Genomic DNA, 20,202 nt, shown 5'->3' with positions numbered 1-20,202 from the left:
CCTCATTTCCGTTAATGACTTTCGCAGTGAATGACTGTAATTCCGTGGATTCCGTCAATGTTTGCAAGAACGGGGAGGATAGCGCTGGGAATATCCTTATCAATGGCAACGGCCATAATATTGGTGTTTTTGTCTTTGGATGCACCTACCTGCATGCCATTGATGTTTACGCCTGCCTTGCCGAGAATACCTGACATCTGGCCGATCATGCCCGGTTTATTTTCATGAGGAGCAAGGATGATGCAGCCTTTCGGTTCAAAGTCTACACGGAAGTGGTCAAGAGAAACGATTTTCGCTTCTTTCCTGTCGAAAAGGGAGCCTGTAATACGATGTGTACCTTTATCGGTATCAATAGTGAGCGTGACCGTATTGGTGAAGTAATGTCCTTTTTTTGCCTTGACTTCCCGTATCTCCATATGCCGTTCTTCCGCGATATTTCTTGCATTTACAAAATTAACCGTTTGCTGAAGAATGGGGGTTAAAAGTCCTTTCAGGACAGCCGTGGTGAGCGGGGTGGTTTCTGTTTCAGTCAATTCACCTGTATATTCTACACTGACACGGGAAATACGTCCGTCAGCCAAATCAATACCAATATTTCCCATGCGTTCGCACAAATTAAAATAAGGTTGGATAACGGCGAGTGTAGCTCTTGTGATAGGTGATGCATTGACAGCAGTCGCTACCGGTTCTCCATGGAGGGCGTCAGCAACGCCGCGGGCTACATCAGTGGCGACGCCTGTTTGTGCTTCAACTGTGGAGGCACCCAGATGGGGGGTGAGCGTTACGTTTTTCATCCCTAGGAAAGGATTGTTTTCCGGTTTGAGCGGTTCATTTGTCCACACATCGATGCCGGCACCGGCAACTTTTCCGGTTTTTAGTGCCTCTGCTAAGGCATCAATATCAATGACAGCGCCGCGGGAGGCATTCACAATGCGTACCCCGTCCTTCATCTTTTCTATTTCTTTCGCGCCGATCATGCCTTTGGTCTCCTCGGTGAGCGGTGTATGGAGCGTAATATAATCGGATTCGCGGAGAAGCGTATCAAGATCTACCAGGTCTACTCCCAGCTGCTGGCCTCGTTCCAGCGGAATGTAAGGATCATAGCCAATGGTCTTCATGTTGAACGCCTGCAGACGTTTTGCTACATTGGAGCCTACACGGCCCACACCGATAATACCGACTGTTTTATTCAAAAGCTGGATGCCGGTAAAGCTTTTGCGGTCCCAGCGGCCTTCCATAATGGACTGGTGTGCTTGAGGGATATAGCGGGTTATGGAAAGCATAAGGGCAAGGGTATGCTCACAGGCGGCGATTGTGTTTGATTCCGGCGTGTTTACCACAGTAATTCCTTTCGCCGTAGCTTCAGGAATATCAATGCCGTCAATGCCCACACCGGCGCGGCCGATGACTTTCAGATTAGTAGCGGCATGAATGACATTTTTTGTGATTTTTGTCTGGCTTCTTGTAATGACAGCGTCATATTCGCCGATCACTTTGCACAATTCATCTTCATCCATGTTTGGGCGGATATCCACAACAAATTCTTTTTCCAGAAATTCCTTTGCTTCCTTAGCAACATCGGCAGTGATAAAAATTTTGAACATAATGTCTCCTCCTAAAAAATAGTAAAGAAATGTACAGATAAGATTATTGATGATCTTTCCGGTATGCTTCCATGAATTGGGCGACTGCTTTACAGGCGTCTATGGTAACTGCATTATAAAGAGAAATACGGCAGCCGCCTACGAGTCGGTGGCCATTGACGCCGATAAAGCGGTTTTCTTTTGCTTTCTCAATGAAATCTTTTTCCTCATCGGCAGAAGAAAGGTTGAACGTAATGTTCATACGGCTTCTGTCTTTTTTTACGGCATGCCCTTTATAAAATCCGTTGCTTTTGTCGATGATGTCGTAAATCAATTTTGCTTTTTCCTTGTTTCTTTTTTCAATGATATCCAGTCCGCCTTGTTTTATTATCCAGTGGAGCATCTTGTTCAATGTGTAAATGCAGAATACCGGCGGTGTATTATAGGCAGAATCTTTTTCAATAAATGTTTTATATTGAAGAAAAGGAGGAATATCTGTACGCGCCGTTTTTGCAAAATCCTTTTTAAGAATGACAAGAGCCATACCGGCGGCACCCAGGTTTTTCTGTATGCCTGCCCAAATCATGTCGAAGCGGTTGAAATCTATGCGGCGGGAAAGGATATCAGAGGACATGTCACAAATGATAGGGATATCTACTTCTGGAAATTTCCAATATTCCGTGCCATAAATCGTATTGTTTGTTGTAATGTGGAGATAATCCGTTTCCGGTTTGATCAGGCAGTCCTCCGGAATATAGGAATAGTTTCGGTCTTTAGCGGAATTTGCATCATACGCTTCTCCGAAGAACGCAGCAGAATCACGGGCTTTGTGCGCCCACACACCAGTATCTGCGTAAGCGGCGCGGGTATGGAGAAAATTATAACTTTCCATAAGGAACTGCATGGTGCCGCCGCCTTGAATGAATACGATTTCATGATCCGGTGTAAGCTTCATGAGATCGAAAAGCAATGACTTCGTTTCTTCTATGACGGATTGAAATTCTTTGGAGCGGTGGCTCATCTCAATAATTCCCATCCCAGTGCCTTTGAAATTTGTCATCTCATCCCGGATTTCTTCAAGCACTTCCAGTGGCAACGGAGAAGGGCCGGCATTGAAATTATAGACTCGATTCATAAAAGAGACCTCCTATACTTTATAAACACAAAAAGAGAAGCGTCCCATGGGACGAGCTTCTCTTTTCTCGCGGTGCCACCCAATTTAGCAGGAAACCAAAAGGGACAAAATATCCTGTGTAATAAAAAACGCTCTTCATCCTCTAAGGGACGAGAGCACCCGCGATACCACCCAAATTGCTTTTCAGCCATCTTTAATCTGCTGTAACGGGCATACCCGATAGATTCATCATCTACCACTCTGAAGCGGAACGACAATTGTTTGCTGATGGTTTCCACCGTCCACCATCTCTCTGGAGAGCTTGCAAAAGCGCTTCTTCATCCTTGTGCATAATGTATTAACATGAGTATAGACGGACGTAGTAACTCTTGTCAAGTCTGTTTATAATATTCTTGAAAAGATGACAGGAAGGAGGGGAAAGGCAGCGGAGAGCACTTGAAAAAAATAATGAGATAAGGCATAATAAGCTTATCCGAATATGGGCGATTAGCTCAGCTGGGAGAGCGTCTGCCTTACAAGCAGAATGTCGGCAGTTCGATCCTGTCATCGCCCACCAAAGAAAAGCAACCGGGAGGGTTGCTTTTTGTGTATGCAAAAAAGATATAACTTTCCGCATTAGTGGATCAGAATGGTTTGTACATTGCCGGTTTTGTGACTCATGTCCTGCTGCACTGGTTTGGGATATGCTTGACACTTATAAAAAAATTATATTATCATAATATATATAGATAATTAAATTTATTTAGGATAAATATCTGTTTTGGTATTTAGGCAATATTTTACTTAGCTCATAATAAAACTGTTATGTTATTATTTATTTTTTTAGGAGACCGGGAGGTGTCATGCAAATGAGGAGAAAAGGGGTATTAACACTGGTATTGGCAGCTTTGGTGCTGGGGACGATGTCAGTGGAAGCCGGATTTAATCTGGGAAGTTTAAAACTGCCGCAAATCAATCTTCCTGGAGAGGAGGCCGGCGATTCCAAACAAGGAGCTTCAGTGAGGAAGGACTCCAAAGTATTTACATTTAAAGGGCATATTTTTGTGAAAGGTCAAGATGGCGAACGTAAGCCGCTGGAAGGAGTTATTCTTTATGGACCGGCGGTGGGTGCTTATACCGATAACTATGACGGTATTGAGCTGAAAAGTGTCGATGGTCATACATTATCAATTGAAGGCGGTGATGCAGTAGAGGTTGCAAGAACTGATGCACGGGGATATTTTGAAGTGACTGTTGATTTCAGCAAAGGTCTTTATTATGATATTATTTTCAGCAAAGAGGGGTATGGTGCCGGTTATTTTTCAAGACTGACAATGCCTGATCTTGGTAATATAATGGATATTGAACGGGGAGAAGATTTAAGGTATACGCTTAGGCCGGGGAAGGGAAAGTTCGTTCCTCATCGTATGGGAAGATCGTAAGAATGGGAGGTGTCAATATGTCCAACGTAAAAAGATTATTAATATTAGGGATAGCAGCAGGATTAGCTTTCAGCGTTATGGGGAATACGGCTGCCGGTTTCAATCTTGGAAAAGTATTGAACAAGGTCGGTGTTTCTACGACGGAATCCAGTGAGGAGCCTTTATATGAGGGGGAACCGGCAGACGGTACAAGAGAAAATGGTATGGTTTATAATGCAGAAGTCCATGGCTGGTATGATGAGAAAACAGGAGCCCTTCTTTCGAGAAATGATGCGGAAGCGCGCCGAATGCCGGCGCCTCCCGGGCCGACTACGGCGAAATGCGATTTAATTTATGGTATCGTGAAAGCGGGACGGGAAGATTTAGAGGTGCGTCTGGAAAATAATCTTTTGATACTCAAAACCCGCGGTTCTCTTTGGGATGGCGGAACAGGCGAAAAGGGAGAAATAAGTATCATACTTCCGGAGGAATGCAAAAAAGGTGTAGTCTATAAACCTAAAGCAGATCATTACTTTACTTTTGATAAACCGAACAGGGACGGTCCTGTCACCTTGGTACGTCATGAGGGATATGTCATCGGTTTTGATACGGAACGGTAAAACCTGCTAAGAATCCTTTGTTAAAAGACAAGGGGAGTCATACCCGATAAGAATAAAATTGTTAAATAGAGTAAAGAAAATACGGAAGGCATGGTACGAATCATTTTATTCATCATGATCCGTTCTTAATATGATGATTCCTGCTTTTCCGTATTTTCTTATGTATACAAATAGTTTTTTATATAAGGATATAACTTAATGCTTTCGGTTTATGTATTTTGGAAGAATGTATATCTTTTGTTGCAAAGTCAGAAAAAATCTGATATTATATGTCACGTACCTTAAGTACGTATTCCTGAATAGCTCAGCCGGTAGAGCGCGTGACTGTTAATCACGATGTCGCAGGTTCGAACCCTGCTTCAGGAGCCAACGGCCTGTTCGTCAAGTGGTTAAGACACCGCCCTTTCACGGCGGGTTCGCGAGTTCGAATCTCGCACAGGTCACCAACATACGGGCGATTAGCTCAGCTGGGAGAGCGTCTGCCTTACAAGCAGAATGTCGGCAGTTCGATCCTGTCATCGCCCACCAAAGAAAAAAGCAGCCTTTCCGGTTGCTTTTTGCATATTAAAGACAAAATAGTAATTTTCTGTATTGACGGCATATAAGTCCTGTTTATTGCGTATTCAACCTGCTTATTGCCTGTCAAAAAAAGAAGTTTGGGAAAGATGATGTAAAGAAAAATTTTTTTAAGTGTCTCTTTATGTTAAGATAAGGAACAAAATGTTTTCCTTGACCGCAATTTGAAAAAATTATACTTTTCTAATTACTATTATATAAATAAAAACTATGTTATAATAACGAAATTACAGGCTACAAATAAGTCAATTATAGGGGGCGCTTGTGCGTTTCCTTTTTTCGTGCAGGAGGTATTATGTACGATACATTTAAGGAACTGGGCCTTGTTCCTGAAATCATGAAGGCTATTGAAGATATGGGATTTGAGGAGCCCACTCCTATCCAGAAGGTATCTATTCCCGCGGCGATGGAGGGGAAGGATCTGATTGGACAGGCACAGACCGGTACGGGCAAAACAGCGGCATTTGGTATTCCGATTCTGGAAAAGATTGACACGACAGAAAAAGGGCCGCAGGCTATCGTGCTTTCGCCAACGAGAGAATTGGCCATCCAGTCTGCGGAAGAGATGAATCGGCTTGCCCAGTACTTGCCGATTCATGCATTGCCTATTTATGGCGGACAGGATATCGAAAGACAATTTCGCGCGCTTCGCAAGAAGCCGAATATTATTGTGGCGACACCGGGTCGTCTTATGGACCATATGAAGAGAGGAACCATTGATCTGTCCCATGTCCAGATTCTTGTTCTTGATGAAGGCGATGAAATGGTGGATATGGGATTTATTGATGATATCCGCACTATTTTAGCGGGGATGCCTGAAGAAAGGCAGACGATGTTTTTCTCTGCTACCATGCCGGCACCGATCAGAGAACTGGCGGAATCTTTCCTTCGTGATCCTGTGCTTGTGAAGATTAAAGCGGCTACGGTTACAATTGACCTGGTGGAACAGGAATATATCGAATTGCCGGATATGCAGAAGTTCGATTGCCTTTGCCGGCTGCTGGATATGGAGAATCCTGAACTGGCCATTGTCTTTGTTCGGACGAAACGCCGTGCCGACGAGGTGACGGAGGCGTTGAAAAAGCGCGGGTATATGGCAGAAGGTCTTCATGGCGACTTGTCTCAGCAGAAACGCGATGCAGTCGTCCGCCAGTTTAAAGAAGGCACAATTGATATTCTTGTGGCTACTGACGTGGCAGCACGAGGATTGGATATCAGCGGGGTAACCCATGTATATAATTTTGATATGCCCCAGGATTCTGAAACGTATGTGCACCGTGTAGGCCGTACGGGACGGGCGGGACAGACCGGTTTGGCCATGACTTTTGTTGTTTCCAGAGAAATCGGGCAGCTTCATGATATTGAGCGCGCTATCCGACGCAAAATCAGAAGAAAGAGTGTTCCTACGCTGTCTGACGTCATTGAAGGAAATCAGCGGATTGCTATTGAGAATCTGCAGGAAGCGTCCCGGGGGACCGGACTGGAAGAATATCGTGAAAATGCGGAAGAACTTCTGAACCATGTGGATGCGGTATCTTTAGTTGCGGCGGCAATTAAACTGCTCACAAAACAGCCTGATGTGACGCCTGTAAAGATTACGGAAGAACGTCCGCAGTTTAAGAAGCGCAGAAGCTCCGGCGGCAAACGCTCTTTTGGCGGGGAAAGACGCGGCAGACGATTGCAAGGGCATTCCCGTGATAAAAATTATGAAAGTGAAAAACGGGACGGCAGGTATAACGGACATCGTTCCCGTCCGCAGGAAAGTAGAAAAAGGGAAAAGAGCAATATGCATGAGTCCAGTTTTAAACCATACTTTAAGAAAAATTGAAAAGCAATATAAAAGGAGGCGTCATAGTAAGCGCTTCCTTTTACGTTGCTCAGCCATTTGATAAAAGAGAATTTTTCAGATGGATATAGGTGTCGGTATAGTAAGGGGCTATTTGCGATTCACGGAGATCATAGCCGTAAGGACGGCGGCTGACGGCAAGCAGGGGGGGCGCCTGTATGCGCTTGGCAACGGCAAATCCTGCAAACAAATTCCACCATTTTTCCAAATCGGTGATAAAATCGTGATGTGTTTTGAAAATAGATTTGATGGATACAGGAGTTCCCAGTTTCTCCTCCAGACAATTTTCACTGTACCAGGTAAGAATCTCTTCCGGTGTTATCCGATTCCATGGTTCAATAAACGAGCGGAAGAGAAAATCATGGTATTCATAAATAAGGGGATCTCCCAATCCTTTTGTAATGTCTTGATTTTCGGAAAGCTCAGCGCTTGGTCTGACAGTAAATATTTCATCAGGAATCATGTTTTTATCGAAATATCTGTTCAGAGTTCTGCCGAGTGCATATATCTGATGCTTCCAAAGGTCGGCTGTAGCGGCAAGAGCGCCGGACAGATCGCCATAGAGCGTACCGTAGCCGACGGTTAATTCGGTTTTGTTTGCGTTGCAGGTAAATATGCCGCCAAAGGCGGAAGAAAGCGTGGCGAGGATACGGGTGCTTCTGTCACGGGCTTGTATATTTTCTTTCATAAAACCGGTGAGGTGCAGTGTTTTCATGTCTGACGAAGAAGGAATTTGCAAATCGTCAATTTGAGAAACTGTTTCATTGATAAAAGAATCGATAGGGAGTTCCACAAAAGGAGCTTCCAGATTTTCGGCAAGCCGCCGCGCCAGATTTTTTGTGGTTTCCGAATTGAACCGTGTCGGCGTGTTCACTAAAAGGAGATTTTCCGCAGGAAGAACCGATCGGTACAGTGCGGCGTTGACCGCGGAATCGATGCCGCCTGAGATGCCGATGACCACCCTGCCTGCATGAATGGCGGATAAAAATTCTTTCAACCCATAGCGGAGAGCAGGCAGCAACATATCTCCCCTAAACGGTTTCATTTCTTTTTCTGCAGTCAGTTTTTTTGCGGCGATATCAAAAGAAAAGCAAGAACGCTCCGCCTGATAAGGGACTGCTTCGGCAAGAAGTGTACCTTTCGGATCGTAGGCGGCAGTCATGCCGTCATAGGTATAGCAGTCTTTTCCATTGTTTTCCAGTCCTCTTCTATTGATGTAGAGCATAGGGCAGCCGAGGCGGGAAAGCGAGGCAGAGAAGAGACGGTGTCTTTTATCATTCTTTTCCAAGGTGAATGGCGAGGCGGACAGATTGAAAAGAATATCGATATTTTTTTCTGAAAGGATTTCCATAGGGGACAGCCGTGCGTTTTCATCCCAGCTGTCCTCGCAAAGAACAATGCCTGCGCGGAGAGTTTCCTGCCTGATGGTAAATGTAAAAGGCGCAAGCAGGGAAGATACAGATTGATTTTCTTCGGCAGCCAGCTCAGGAAGGCTTGTAAAGTGGCGTTTGTCATCAAATTGCCTGTAATCAGGGAGCAGCGTTTTAATAGTATAAGATAACCCTCTGTCATTTTTTAAGAACTGTCCATTGCAGGCGGCGAAAGCAGCATTATACTTCCTTACACGGCCATCATTATTCTTTTTTTTCGGGTCAACGGCTATATTGCCGAAGATAACAATAATGTTTTCTGCCGCATCGGCGATTTTCTGACCATACCGCTCACATTCACGAAGGAAAGCATTCTGTTCCCACAGGTCGCCGATCATGTACCCTGACAGGCAGAGTTCGGGAAAGATCAGGATGTCAGTGTTTTGCTTTCGGGCGTTTTGTATTTCTCTTTCCATCTGTTCAAAGTTGGCGCGGATATTTCCCGGAATAACGGATAACTGCACCGTAGAGATACGGATCATTGGTGTGCCTCCTCTATGTTCTATTAATTTCTATTGTACAGAAGCAATTCTTTTGTGTAAATGAGAGGGGGTGTTATATAATAAAAATATACAGGAGCAGATGCTATGGCATTGTACAGAACGTATTCGGATTATCTAAAAGAAAAATATAATGAGAAAGTTTATAAGATTCCGATTGCCCTTCCCGTGACTTGTCCGAATCGAGACGGTACATTAGATAGTGACGGGTGCATTTTTTGCGGTTCTATTCGGGCGGACTATGAAACAAAGGCGGTGGGAATGGAAATCACCCGCCAGATTGATCGGAGTATTTCCCATGTGGGACCGAAATATAAGGCGAAAAAATTCATTGCTTATTTTTTGAATTTCACAAATACCTATATGCCGCTTTCCCGATTCGAATACTGTGTGAAGGAAGCCTGCGGGCATCCTGATATCGTAGGACTTGCGGTTTCCACAAGACCCGATTGTATCCATGAGTCGTACCTGGAGGTACTCAGAGAGGCCCAGGGGAAATACGGGACGAATATCACGGTAGAGCTTGGGCTGCAAAGCGTAAATCCCCACACACTTCTTAAAATAGGACGATGCCATACGGTGGCAGAGTTTATTGATGCGGCTCTTCAAATTGGCAGGTATCATTTTGATTTATGCGCGCACATCATTGCTGATTTGCCGTGGGACGACCGTATCGATGTGGAAGAAGTGGCAAAACTGGTTTCGGTTCTTCCCGTCACGGAAATAAAAATACATTCTCTCTATATTATTAAAGGAACGAAATTGGCGAAGATGTATGAAAAAGGGGATATAAAACTTTTACCCCCTGAAGAATATGCGGAAAGAGTTGTTCTGATTTTATCCATGCTCCGCCCTGATATCGTGGTGCAGCGAATTGTGGGGCGTGCTTCGGCAAATACGCTTTCCGTAAATGGCGGACGTCCGTGGTGGGAAGTAAAAGAATATATAGAGAAGCTGATGAGAAACAGACATATTCAACAGGGATCGGCCTGTAATTATCTTCACGGGGCAGCTGTTCGAAGATTTCTGCATGAATAAGAATCTTTCTTTGGTTTATATAAGATGGGGTGAAGCACTATAAAAACGAAAGTAGAAAAAGAAATACTGGTACAGGGAATGCAGGACGCCGCTCGTGTGTTTGCGCAGGGCGGCCGTCTGCTTGCACTGGCGGGAGAACATTATGGCACGGATATCTTATGCCGCGGGAATCTGATCCGTGTAAAAGGATCGGAAGAGAAAGTATACAAAAGCCTGTCAGTGATTGAAGAGATTTTATCTGACGCCAAAAGAGGCATCCGTGTTTCTGAAAGACAGATGCTCCTCATCATGAAGCTTTTTGATGAGGGGAAGATGGAACTGCTTCATGAGATGAAAGAGGATATTATTAATCTTACACGGAATGGAGAAGCTGTCCGTCCGAGAACGTTAGGGCAGAAAATGTATGTAGATGCGATCCGTCGGAATTCCATTACCTTTGGCGTTGGTCCCGCGGGAACAGGAAAAACATACTTGGCGGTCGCATTGGGAGCTTTCTTTCTGAAAAATCATGATGTCCGGCGGATTATTTTAGTGCGGCCGGCGGTGGAAGCAGGTGAAAAACTGGGGTTTCTCCCGGGGGATATGCAGGAAAAGGTAAATCCTTATCTGCGCCCTTTGTTTGACGGTCTTTTGGATATGTTCGGGCCGGAAGAGTTCATCCGGCTGCAGCAGAAAGGCCAGATTGAAGTGGTTCCGCTTGCGTATATGAGGGGCAGGACGCTTGAAAAATCTTTTGTCATTTTGGATGAAGCGCAAAATACGACAGTGGAACAACTTAAAATGTTTCTGACCCGCCTGGGGGATCGCTCAAAAATGGTTATTAATGGCGATGTTACCCAAATTGATCTTCCGCCTCATGTGAAAAGCGGACTTATTGATGCGCAGCGTGTTTTGGCAAATGTTTCCGATATTGAATCCGTGACATTTACGGAAGATGATGTGGTTCGCCATGATTTGGTGGCGGCCATTATCCACGCTTATGAAGAAGATACAAAAAAGAAAAGACAGGGGGTGGAAGATGATGGAAATCACGATTAATTACAGTGATGAGCAATTTTACAGTGAAGAGTTGGAAACGCTCATTCTGAGAGTTCTTTCGAAAGGGGCGGAATTGCAGAACGTGGCGGAAGACGCGGAATTAAGTCTCCTTATCTGTGACGCTGATACCATTCATGAACTGAATAAAACATACCGCGGAGTTGACGCGCCGACGGATGTCCTTTCCTTTGCTTTAAACGAGGGCGAAGAAGAGGACGGTATGGAGGAAGAAAAAGTGTTGGGCGACATCATTATTAATTTGTACCGCGCGGTTGAGCAGGCAGAAGAGTTCGGGCACAGTAAAGAACGGGAAATGGCGTATTTATCTGTACACGGATTTCTCCATATTCTTGGTTATGATCATTATGATCCGGAGGAGAAGAGGAAAATGCGGGAAAAGGAAGAAGAAATACTTGGTGCCTGCGGTATGGAACGTATTGTAACGGAAGGAAAACTTGAAAATGATGGGGAATGAAGCGGCCGCTTTGGTTTCTGCAGCGCTTGCAGCAAGAAAGAATGCGTATGTTCCCTATTCGGGATACCCCGTAGGGGCGGCGGTTCTTGGTGAAGATGGAAATATATTTACCGGCTGTAATGTAGAGAATGTTTCTTATCCCGCGGGTATGTGTGCGGAAAGGAACGCCATCGGCAGTGCGGTAACAGCAGGGTATACAAGTTTTCAGGGAATCGCTGTGGCGGGGAGTGATAAGGGTTTTACGATGCCCTGTGGAATCTGCCGCCAGGTCATAGCGGAATTTCATATCCCCGTGGTCATTGTGGCAAAAGATGAAGACCACTATAAAATTTTTGATGGAAGCAAATTGCTTCCCCATGCTTTTGAAGAAGGCTGTTTAAAGACAGGAGAACGAAATGGCTGAAGAAAAATTCCATTCTGGATTTGTTGCCCTTGTAGGACGGCCGAATGTAGGGAAGTCTACCTTGATGAATGCGGTTTTGGGGGAGAAAGTTTCCATCGTGTCTGCTCATGCGCAGACGACGCGGAATAAGATTACCGGTGTATGGAATGGTAAAAATTCCCAAGTTGTCTTTCTTGACACACCGGGAATGCATAAGCCGCAGAGTAAATTAGGGCAGGTTATTCGTCAGAGTACGGTGGACGCTTTGGATGAAGTGGATGTCATTGTCTTTATTTGTGCCTGTAATGATCCCCTCGGGGCGGGCGATCGGTATATTTTGAATCTGCTCAAGGATAAAAAAGTACCCGTCGTGCTGGTTCTGAGTAAGATTGATTTGATAAAAAAAGATATGCTGCTGAAGAAAATAGGACAATACAGCAGAATACACCCGTTTTCGGAAATCATTCCGCTTTCCGCCCGAAGCGGAGAGAATTTGAAAGAATTTACGACGGTTCTGGAAAGATACCTGCCTGAAGGCCCCAAGTATTTCCCTGATGATATGGTGACAGATCAGCCGGAGCGAAATATTGTGCAGGAAATTGTAAGAGAGAAATTACTGCTGCGTACAAGAGAAGAAGTTCCTCATGCGATTGGCGTATTCACTGAAGAATTTAGTGAGCGGGAAAATGGAAAGGTATATATCCGCTGTACGATTTATGTGGAACGGGATTCTCAGAAGCGTATCATTATCGGGAGGAAAGGCACCTTACTTAAAGAGGCCGGGCAGGAAGCACGAGAGGAAATACAAAATCTGATCGGCGCTCCTGTATTTCTTGATTTATGGGTGAAAGTCAGTAGAGATTGGAAGAATAAAGATTATATTCTTCGGGAATTAGGGTATAAAGAGCATAAGTAATGTTTAAAAAAGGAGGAATGACTTATCAATATCCACGTAGAATGGGTGATTGTATGGATTTTCGTTGCGCTTTTTGCGGCAGCCGTCAATTATGTATGTACTGCTGTTAATTTTTCTTTTGCGCGAATGAGAAAGAAATACATTGAAGACAATGATGAACTGGATGCGGAGAAAGTGGAAAAAGTGGCTCCTTATTATCAAAAGACTTCTGTGGTACTTGCGGGGACACAGATCGGTTATCTTTTCTGCAGCAGCATTTTTGCCCTTTCTTTATACCAGAGTGTCCGTCACATGGTTTTGTTTTGGGAAGAAACCAATTTTTTTTCCGCGGTGCTGATATATGTCGGTGTTTCTGCCTACATTGTTATTGCACTGATGCTCTATTGGATTTTTACCATTCTTGTGCCGGGATCCATATCATTGGTCAGGCCGCTGTCCATGTTATCCTCTTATACATGGTTCATCAATTTGTCCGGCAGGCTATGGAAGCCTTTCATTTTCATCGGCTTGTTCGCGGTAAAAAAGATATTGGATATGAAAGGAATCCCGTGCAGAGACGAAGTTAATTTCACTTATACCGAAGATGAAATCCGTTGCATCGTGGAAGAAAGTCATCGCGGCGGGCGTTTGAATACTCTTGAAAATACGTTGATCAAAAATTCTTTTGACTTTTTTGATTTAGATGTGAGGGATGTCATGATTCCCCGGAATGATATGGTCGTTTTGGATTTTAATGATGATATGGACGTAATGCGCCGGAATATTTCAAAAACGCATCATACCTGTTATCCCGTGTGTATGGAGGACAAGGATCATATTCTTGGATTTATTCATGTAAAAGATTTTTTAGAAAGCCTTTTGAGGGGTGAGTACAACATAAAAAGAATCATGAGGGAAATACTGACTGTACCTGAAGTTATGCCCGCGCCGGCCCTCCTTCAAATGATGAAGAATAAGAGAACATACCTGGCGGTCGTCGTGGATGAGTATGGAGGGACGTCAGGCCTTGTGACGCTGGAGGATCTGATGGAAGAGCTGGCTGGAGAAATTCCGCAGAATGAGAGCAACGCGCCTGCTGAAATTTTGCGTGTGAATGACCATGTTTATGAGTTTGACGGTACCGTCATCCTGGAAGATGTTTCTGAAAGGCTCCAAATGGAGTTTGATGATGAAGAAAGAAATAATACGATTGGCGGGCTGATTTTTTCGAAATTGGAACGGATACCCCAAGTCGGTGACCATATTTCTTTTGGCGGGTGGAAGTTTACCGTACTGAAAATGTACGGATTCCGTATTATGCGTGTGAAGGCGGAAATGGATCGTAAAGAAGAAACGGAACCAGACAGTCATGAATAAATTGCTTGAAAATGATGAGGGGATCCTTCTTCATGCTCATGCGGGGAAGGATGGCGGGAAAATTGCGGATGTATTTACTTTATCTGCCGGATTAGTACGGATCTATGTAGGCAAGACGGTGCTTGAACGATGTGGAAGCGGCGGTATGGTTTCTTTTGCGTTTCTTCGGTTCACTGCGTGGAAAGATGGCGAGAATTTTTTCATGTCCCAGTATGAGAGCCGGATGCTTTTGGATATGATGAATTTATCCTATGAAGAAATGCAGTGCTGGTACTATGTGATTGAGTTGGTCAGTATATTCTTTCCAAAAGAGGAAAGAAATGAAAGGGTATACCGGCTTTTGGGACGTGCGATGACTGTTGCCGCATGTAAAAATAAAAAGGTGGCAGCGCTGATTGTATCCGTGCAGCTCCTTCGGGCAGCCGGTATCGATGCAGGAAGTCATGAAACAGAACGTGAATTACATTTGTCACCGGCAGGGATGAAGCTTATGCAATCTTTTTCTGATTATGATTGGGGATCGGAGTGGGGAGGCTCTATTAAGGCATCAGTTTTTAAGGAATTGGCGGGGTATATAGATAAATTTATTCTCTGCTATGGAGATGTAAAAATGAAAACCGCCGGAGCTTTTTTGATAGAGGTATAGATCAGATTGAATGCGGAATATCCGCCATAAGGCACACGAAAAAAGACTGTGAAAAGTATTTCGCATTTTCACAGTCTTTTTTGTATCAGATTCAGTTGTGGGGAACCATATCTTTAGGATCAAAAGTTCCATTCTTGCGGCGTTCAGAAAATTCAGCAACAGCAGTAAAGAGGACATCACTGGAACTGTTCAGTGCCGTTTCACAGGCGTCTTCAAGAACACTAATGATGAAGCCTACGCCAACAACCTGCATGGCAATGTCATTGCTGATACCGAAAGAGGCACAGGCCACAGGAATCAGAAGGAGGGAACCGCCGGCTACACCGGAAGCGCCGCAGGCGCCAACTGTGGAAATCAGGCACAGAAGAAGCGCTGTCGGAAGATCGACAACAATTCCCAATGTGTTGGCAGCAGCTAAAGCCAGTACAGAAATGGTAATGGAAGCGCCCGCCATGTTGATAGTTGCGCCGAGCGGAATAGAAATTGTAAAAGTATCGGGGTTAAGGCCCAGCCGCTTGCACAAGGTCAGATTGACAGGGATATTTGCTGCGGAACTTCTTGTAAAGAATGCATATACACCGCTTTCACGGATTGTTGTCCAGACAAGAGGATAAGGGTTATGGTGAACATTGAGGAATACGATAATCGGATTCATAACAAAAGCAACAAGAATATAGGCGCCGATCAGGACAGCCAAAAGTTTTGCATATCCCAACAGGGCATCTACACCGGCAGTACCGACAGAGTCAGCAACAAGTCCCATGATGCCAAGCGGAGCGAAGTGGATGACCCAGGTGACGACCTGAGTGATAGCACGGGCTATATCATCAAGCACAGATTTTGTTGTACCGTTTGCGTAACTTTTGAGTGCAAGACCGGCAATGATCGCCCAGGCCAAGATACCGATGTAATTTGCAGTAAGAAGCGCATTGACCGGATTATCTACAACGGAAAGAATTACATTGTGCAATACTTCAACGATGCCGGAAGGCGGAGCCAGTTTGGCATCGGCTGCCACCTGGAGATGAAGTACGGTCGGAAAAAGGAATGACAATGCTACGCCGACGAGAGAGGCACAGAAGGTTCCGATGACATACAAGATGATGATCGGTTTCATATTTGCGTTCGTCCCTTCTTTTTTTTGTGCCATCGCGTTCATGACAAGGAAAAATACGAGGACGGGAGCAACGCCTTTCAGTGCTTTGACGAAGAGATCGCCAAAAATTTTAACGACAGGGATTACCGTCGGTGTAAAGACGGCAATCAGGATACCGATGACCAAGCCGACAGCAATTTGTTTGATCAATGCGACACTGGACAAAACTTTTTTGATTTTGTTTAGCAAAGTAATTCCCCCTTTAAATTATAATAATTTAAGTATACCTTGCGTTTATATTTCTTTCAAGAAGCATATAAAAATGATTTGTATAAGGCTGTTTAGCATACGTTTTTAGCATAAAAAAGTATTTTCATATAGAATCGATAATTTCCGTAAAATACGAAATATATGGTAAAATACTCAAAGGGTAGAATGATAGGGGGAACGATGGAGACCGTAGGACTGCTTGCCGGAATCGGCATACTTCCGGTGGAATTTATAGAGGCCGCACATATACAGGGATATAAGGTTGTATGCATTGCTGTGATTCCAGGAGTCGAAAAGAAACTAAAAGAAAAAGCTGATGCTTATTATGAAATCAGCGTCTTTAAATTGAATAAGGTCATTAAAACGCTTTTGTCGGAAGGCGTGCAGGAAGTCACAATGCTTGGGAAAGTAACAAAAGAATGGCTGTATAAGGATCATGTGATTCCTGATTTGCGTGCGCTGAAAGTTTTGAATCGATTGAGGAAAAAGAATTTCAAGGATGACACGATTACTTTGGAACTTGTGGAAGAATTGGGGAAAGACGGGATTTCAGTGCTGGATCAAACGAAATATTTAAAGCCTTTAATGCCGGGGCCGCAAATATTTACCAAACGCCGGCCGACAGAAAATGAAATGCTTGATGTAGCATTCGGCTTTAAGGCGGCTAAGGCCATTGGCGGTATGGATCTGGGGCAGACGGTGGTCATCAAAGATCAGGCGGTTATGGCAGTGGAAGCGATTGAAGGGACAGATGCCTGTATTAGACGCGGTGGTATGCTGGCCCGCGGGGGAGCCGTGGTGGTGAAGACGGCAAAACCGGATCAGGATCTGCGTTTTGATGTACCCGCTGTGGGATTGGAAACTTTACATTCTATGATGGAAACCGGATGCAAAGTACTTGCTATTGAGGCGTACCGCACCTTATTTGTGGAAAAAACGTCCGTGCTGAAAGAGGCGGATTGTGCAGGAATTGCTATTCTATCCGTGGAGCAGGAGCATTTATGAAAATTATGATGTCTGCCGGAGAAGCTTCCGGGGATATGCACGCCGCCGCTGTTGCCGCGGAAATTAAAAGAGAATATCCTGATGCTGATATTTTCGGCATGGGCGGAGATAATATGCGTAATGCGGGAGTGCGTATTATTTATGATATCGGTAATCTGGGAATTATCGGAGTGGTAGAAGTCATTCGTCATTTATCACTGTTTTTTAAGTTACGGACATTCCTTAGACATGCTATGATGGAAGAAAAACCGGATGTAGTTGTGTGTGTGGATTATCCGGGGTTCAATATGAAGATTGCCCACGTGGCAAAAGAGCTGGGCATTCCGGTAGTGTACTATATTGCACCGACAATTTGGGCCTGGCACAAGGGACGGGCAAAGAATATTGTTCGTGATGTGGAGCATGTGGCATCTATATTTCCCTTTGAAGCGGAGGCTTATCGAGAAGCTGGAGCCCGGGTGACTTTTGTGGGGCATCCTTTGGCAGATACTGTGAAAGCGTCTATGTCTTATGAAGAGGCAATGATGTTTTTTGGGGGAGACAGAGTAAAAAAAAGAATTCTGCTTATGCCGGGAAGCAGAAAAAATGAAGTGGAAAAACTTCTTCCCGCCATGCTTAAAACAGCGGATATACTTACTGAAAAATGTGAGTGCCAATTCTTTTTGCCCCGTGCTGGTACGATTTCATCGGAGTTTATTCAAGGTTTTTTAAAAAATGCTTCACCGAGATTGGATATCATTGTGACGGCCGACCGGATATATGATCTGATGCGGATTTGTACGGCGTGTATCGCTTCGTCTGGAACCGCTACTCTTGAAACAGCGCTGATGGGGCTTCCTACTGTGCTTGTGTATCGATTATCTGCGATTACCTGGTTCCTGGCCAAGCATCTTGTACGGGTGGAGTATGCGGGGCTGCCGAATATACTGCTTCATAAAGAAGTGACGCCTGAACTTTTACAGGATAAAGTTACTGCCGGAAATATAGCGGAAGTCGTGCTGCCGTGGCTGACTAATGAAGTAAAGCGGCAGGAGAATATAAGAGAATTAAAATCTGTACGTGCCGTGCTGGGTGAAGGCGGAGCAGTTCGTCGTACGGCGGAACTTATATTAAGGACAGCAGAGGGGAAATAATGAGTAGTAAAAAAAATAAGATAAATAGTTATAAACGTCTTCTGTCTTACTTGTGGCCATACAAGAAGTTATTAATATTGTCAGTTGTTTTTATGCTTTTTGTAGCATTGTCAAATTTGGTGGTTCCATGGATTATTAAGGACGTGATTGACCAAGTGCTGGAGCAAAAGGACTTGCGAATGCTGTACTTGGTTATTGTAGCTATTTTAGTGACTTTCTTTATCAGGGCGCTCACGACTTTCGGGCATCGATATCTGATGGGGTATATCGGACAGGCGGTTATTATGGATATCCGTAATGTTCTCTACCATCACTTGCAGGTTTTGTCCATTTCCTACTATGATCGCCGCCGTACGGGGGATATCATGAGTAATCTGACTAATGATATTGCTGCGCTGCAAACGGCCATCGTGGTGGATTTTATTTCTCTTGTACAGGAAAGCGCAATTTTTATCGGCTCCTTTGCGTCTATGATTTATCTGCAATGGAAGCTGACCGTGCTTTGTCTCATCATCGTGCCTCTGGTTTCTTATGTGATTAAGTTTTTCGGCAGAAAACTGCATACCAGCGGGAGGGTGGTACAGGAATGCCTTGCTGATGTAACCTCCATGCTGCAGGAGACGATACAAGGCGTTCGTATTGTAAGGAGTTTTAACCGCGGCAGTTATGAGGAAAAACGGTTTGAAAAAATTAATCGTTTCAGCTTCAGCGCAACGGTTCGTTCCATCCGCCAACAGAGTCAGATGACGCCTTTTGTTGAATTTTTAGCGGCCATTGCGGTGTGCGCTATTATCTGGTATGGCGGTGTTTCCGTTATTGACGGGGTGATGACGACCGGGGAACTGATTGCGTTTCTTATTTATGCCATCAATTTGGCGAATCCGACACGGCGCGTGGCGGAAAGCGTTGGGAATATCCAAAAATCACTGGCTGCAGCCGACCGTGTTTTTGCCATCCTTGATGAGCAGCCGGAAGTACAGGATAAGCCGGACGCAAAGCAGCTCATTATTAAGAAAGGCAGAGTAGAGGCAAAGCACGTTTCTTTTTCCTATGAAAAAGAAAATCCAGTTCTCGTAGATTTAAACTTTATCGCGGAGCCAGGACAGACCATTGCTCTTGTCGGTCCATCGGGATCGGGGAAGACCACGGTGGCAAACCTGCTTCCCCGCTTTTATGATGTCAGCGCAGGGGCAATCTGCATTGATGGTATGGATATCCGCGATGTGACTGTCGGCTCTTTAAGGGAAAATATAGGTCTTGTACCTCAAGATACACTTCTCTTTAATACGACAATTAAGGAAAATGTTCTTTATGGAAGACTGGATGCGACGGATGAAGAGGTTTGGGCAGCTATAAAAGCAGCAAATGCGGAAAATTTTATCAGAGAACTTCCTCATGGCATAGATACGAAAGTTGGAGACCGGGGGCTTGTATTGTCCGGCGGGCAGCGGCAGCGTATTGCTATCGCACGGGCAATACTGAAAGATCCGGCCATTTTGATCCTGGATGAGGCTACTTCCGCTTTGGATACAGAAAGCGAGAAAATTGTACAGGATGCTTTGGATAAACTGATGGTGGGACGGACGTCGTTTGTTATCGCCCATCGTTTATCGACGGTTAAAAATGCTGATCAGATATTAGTGCTGAATAAAGGACGGATTGAAGAACAGGGAACACATGAAGAACTTATGGCTATGGGCGGTTTATATCATGAACTGTATACCATGTCGATAAAACAGCCGGAAGGAGAAAAATAA

The 20,202-nt window shown here is 44.6% G+C and carries 17 protein-coding genes and 4 tRNA genes; 17 read left to right on the top strand and 4 right to left on the bottom strand.

Annotated elements, in window-relative coordinates:
- Positions 1 to 11: 11 nt before the first annotated feature.
- Together serA and serC are read right to left on the bottom strand one after the other, a co-directional pair.
- Entirely contained in the window at positions 12 to 1,604 is a 1,593-nt protein-coding gene (gene serA / locus GCWU000321_RS03230; protein WP_007069647.1) for a phosphoglycerate dehydrogenase, read from the bottom strand.
- A gap of 43 nt (positions 1,605 to 1,647) precedes the next feature.
- Positions 1,648 to 2,718: a 3-phosphoserine/phosphohydroxythreonine transaminase gene (gene serC / locus GCWU000321_RS03225; RefSeq protein ID WP_007069646.1), complete on the bottom strand. Its 1,071-nt coding sequence runs from the start codon at positions 2,716 to 2,718 to the stop codon at positions 1,648 to 1,650.
- A 480-nt stretch (positions 2,719 to 3,198) separates the two neighbouring features.
- On the opposite strand from serC, the gene GCWU000321_RS03215 reads away from it, so the two are divergent.
- The 7 genes from GCWU000321_RS03215 (at position 3,199) to cshA (ending at position 7,142) form a co-directional block, all read left to right on the top strand.
- Positions 3,199 to 3,274 (top strand) — tRNA-Val (locus GCWU000321_RS03215).
- A 292-nt stretch (positions 3,275 to 3,566) separates the two neighbouring features.
- Positions 3,567 to 4,139 (top strand): hypothetical protein, encoded by a 573-nt coding sequence (locus tag GCWU000321_RS03210; protein WP_156777734.1) that lies wholly within the window; start codon positions 3,567 to 3,569, stop codon positions 4,137 to 4,139.
- Positions 4,140 to 4,156: 17 nt separating this feature from the next.
- Positions 4,157 to 4,738 carry a hypothetical protein gene (locus GCWU000321_RS03205; protein WP_022026982.1) on the top strand — a complete coding sequence of 194 codons (582 nt, stop codon included), beginning with the start codon at positions 4,157 to 4,159 and terminating at the stop codon, positions 4,736 to 4,738.
- A gap of 293 nt (positions 4,739 to 5,031) precedes the next feature.
- Positions 5,032 to 5,107: transfer RNA gene (locus GCWU000321_RS03200), tRNA-Asn, on the top strand.
- Between the two features lie 2 nt (positions 5,108 to 5,109).
- Positions 5,110 to 5,184, top strand: a tRNA-Glu gene (locus GCWU000321_RS03195).
- A gap of 6 nt (positions 5,185 to 5,190) precedes the next feature.
- Positions 5,191 to 5,266 (top strand) — tRNA-Val (locus tag GCWU000321_RS03190).
- A gap of 343 nt (positions 5,267 to 5,609) precedes the next feature.
- Positions 5,610 to 7,142 carry a degradosome RNA helicase CshA gene (gene cshA, locus GCWU000321_RS03185; protein WP_007069643.1) on the top strand — a complete coding sequence of 511 codons (1,533 nt, stop codon included), beginning with the start codon at positions 5,610 to 5,612 and terminating at the stop codon, positions 7,140 to 7,142.
- A gap of 49 nt (positions 7,143 to 7,191) precedes the next feature.
- On the opposite strand, the gene nadE is transcribed toward cshA, so the two are convergent.
- Positions 7,192 to 9,072 carry an NAD(+) synthase gene (gene nadE / locus GCWU000321_RS03180; RefSeq protein ID WP_007069642.1) on the bottom strand — a complete coding sequence of 627 codons (1,881 nt, stop codon included), beginning with the start codon at positions 9,070 to 9,072 and terminating at the stop codon, positions 7,192 to 7,194.
- Positions 9,073 to 9,177: 105 nt separating this feature from the next.
- On the opposite strand from nadE, the gene mnmL reads away from it, so the two are divergent.
- The 7 genes from mnmL (at position 9,178) to GCWU000321_RS03145 (ending at position 14,941) form a co-directional block, all read left to right on the top strand.
- Positions 9,178 to 10,128 (top strand): tRNA modification radical SAM protein MnmL/YtqA, encoded by a 951-nt coding sequence (gene mnmL / locus GCWU000321_RS03175; protein ID WP_007069641.1) that lies wholly within the window; start codon positions 9,178 to 9,180, stop codon positions 10,126 to 10,128.
- A 78-nt stretch (positions 10,129 to 10,206) separates the two neighbouring features.
- Positions 10,207 to 11,166, top strand: coding sequence for a PhoH family protein (locus GCWU000321_RS03170; RefSeq protein WP_007069640.1), 960 nt, complete (start codon positions 10,207 to 10,209; stop codon positions 11,164 to 11,166).
- Complete coding sequence (ybeY, locus tag GCWU000321_RS03165) at positions 11,150 to 11,641, top strand: rRNA maturation RNase YbeY (protein WP_040381814.1); 492 nt, start codon at positions 11,150 to 11,152, stop codon at positions 11,639 to 11,641. Before GCWU000321_RS03170 ends, ybeY begins: the two co-directional genes overlap by 17 nt.
- Positions 11,628 to 12,044 (top strand): cytidine deaminase, encoded by a 417-nt coding sequence (locus GCWU000321_RS03160; protein ID WP_007069638.1) that lies wholly within the window; start codon positions 11,628 to 11,630, stop codon positions 12,042 to 12,044. The genes ybeY and GCWU000321_RS03160 overlap by 14 nt, the downstream gene beginning before the upstream one ends.
- On the top strand, positions 12,037 to 12,939 hold the full coding sequence (gene era / locus GCWU000321_RS03155) for a GTPase Era (protein WP_007069637.1): 903 nt from the start codon (positions 12,037 to 12,039) through the stop codon (positions 12,937 to 12,939). Before GCWU000321_RS03160 ends, era begins: the two co-directional genes overlap by 8 nt.
- A gap of 45 nt (positions 12,940 to 12,984) precedes the next feature.
- Positions 12,985 to 14,295: a hemolysin family protein gene (locus GCWU000321_RS03150; protein WP_007069636.1), complete on the top strand. Its 1,311-nt coding sequence runs from the start codon at positions 12,985 to 12,987 to the stop codon at positions 14,293 to 14,295.
- Positions 14,288 to 14,941, top strand: coding sequence for a hypothetical protein (locus tag GCWU000321_RS03145; RefSeq protein WP_007069635.1), 654 nt, complete (start codon positions 14,288 to 14,290; stop codon positions 14,939 to 14,941). The genes GCWU000321_RS03150 and GCWU000321_RS03145 overlap by 8 nt, the downstream gene beginning before the upstream one ends.
- Before the next feature lie 91 nt (positions 14,942 to 15,032).
- Here the strand turns inward: GCWU000321_RS03145 and sstT are convergent, their stop codons facing one another.
- Positions 15,033 to 16,286 (bottom strand): serine/threonine transporter SstT, encoded by a 1,254-nt coding sequence (sstT, locus tag GCWU000321_RS03140; protein ID WP_007069634.1) that lies wholly within the window; start codon positions 16,284 to 16,286, stop codon positions 15,033 to 15,035.
- 201 nt (positions 16,287 to 16,487) lie between these two features.
- Between sstT and GCWU000321_RS03135 the strand changes: the two genes are divergently transcribed.
- Genes GCWU000321_RS03135 through GCWU000321_RS03125 form a run of 3 tightly spaced genes read left to right on the top strand, consistent with a single transcriptional unit; the run spans position 16,488 to position 20,202 of the window.
- Positions 16,488 to 17,312: an LpxI family protein gene (locus GCWU000321_RS03135; protein WP_040381172.1), complete on the top strand. Its 825-nt coding sequence runs from the start codon at positions 16,488 to 16,490 to the stop codon at positions 17,310 to 17,312.
- Positions 17,309 to 18,445, top strand: coding sequence for a lipid-A-disaccharide synthase (lpxB, locus tag GCWU000321_RS03130; RefSeq protein WP_007069632.1), 1,137 nt, complete (start codon positions 17,309 to 17,311; stop codon positions 18,443 to 18,445). The genes GCWU000321_RS03135 and lpxB overlap by 4 nt, the downstream gene beginning before the upstream one ends.
- Positions 18,445 to 20,202 carry an ABC transporter ATP-binding protein gene (locus tag GCWU000321_RS03125; RefSeq protein ID WP_007069631.1) on the top strand — a complete coding sequence of 586 codons (1,758 nt, stop codon included), beginning with the start codon at positions 18,445 to 18,447 and terminating at the stop codon, positions 20,200 to 20,202. Before lpxB ends, GCWU000321_RS03125 begins: the two co-directional genes overlap by 1 nt.

It is taken from the genome of Dialister invisus DSM 15470, from assembly GCF_000160055.1.
In the GTDB taxonomy this organism is placed as follows: Bacteria; Bacillota; Negativicutes; order Veillonellales; family Dialisteraceae; genus Dialister; species Dialister invisus.
This window is presented reverse-complemented; position numbering and strand designations above follow the sequence as displayed.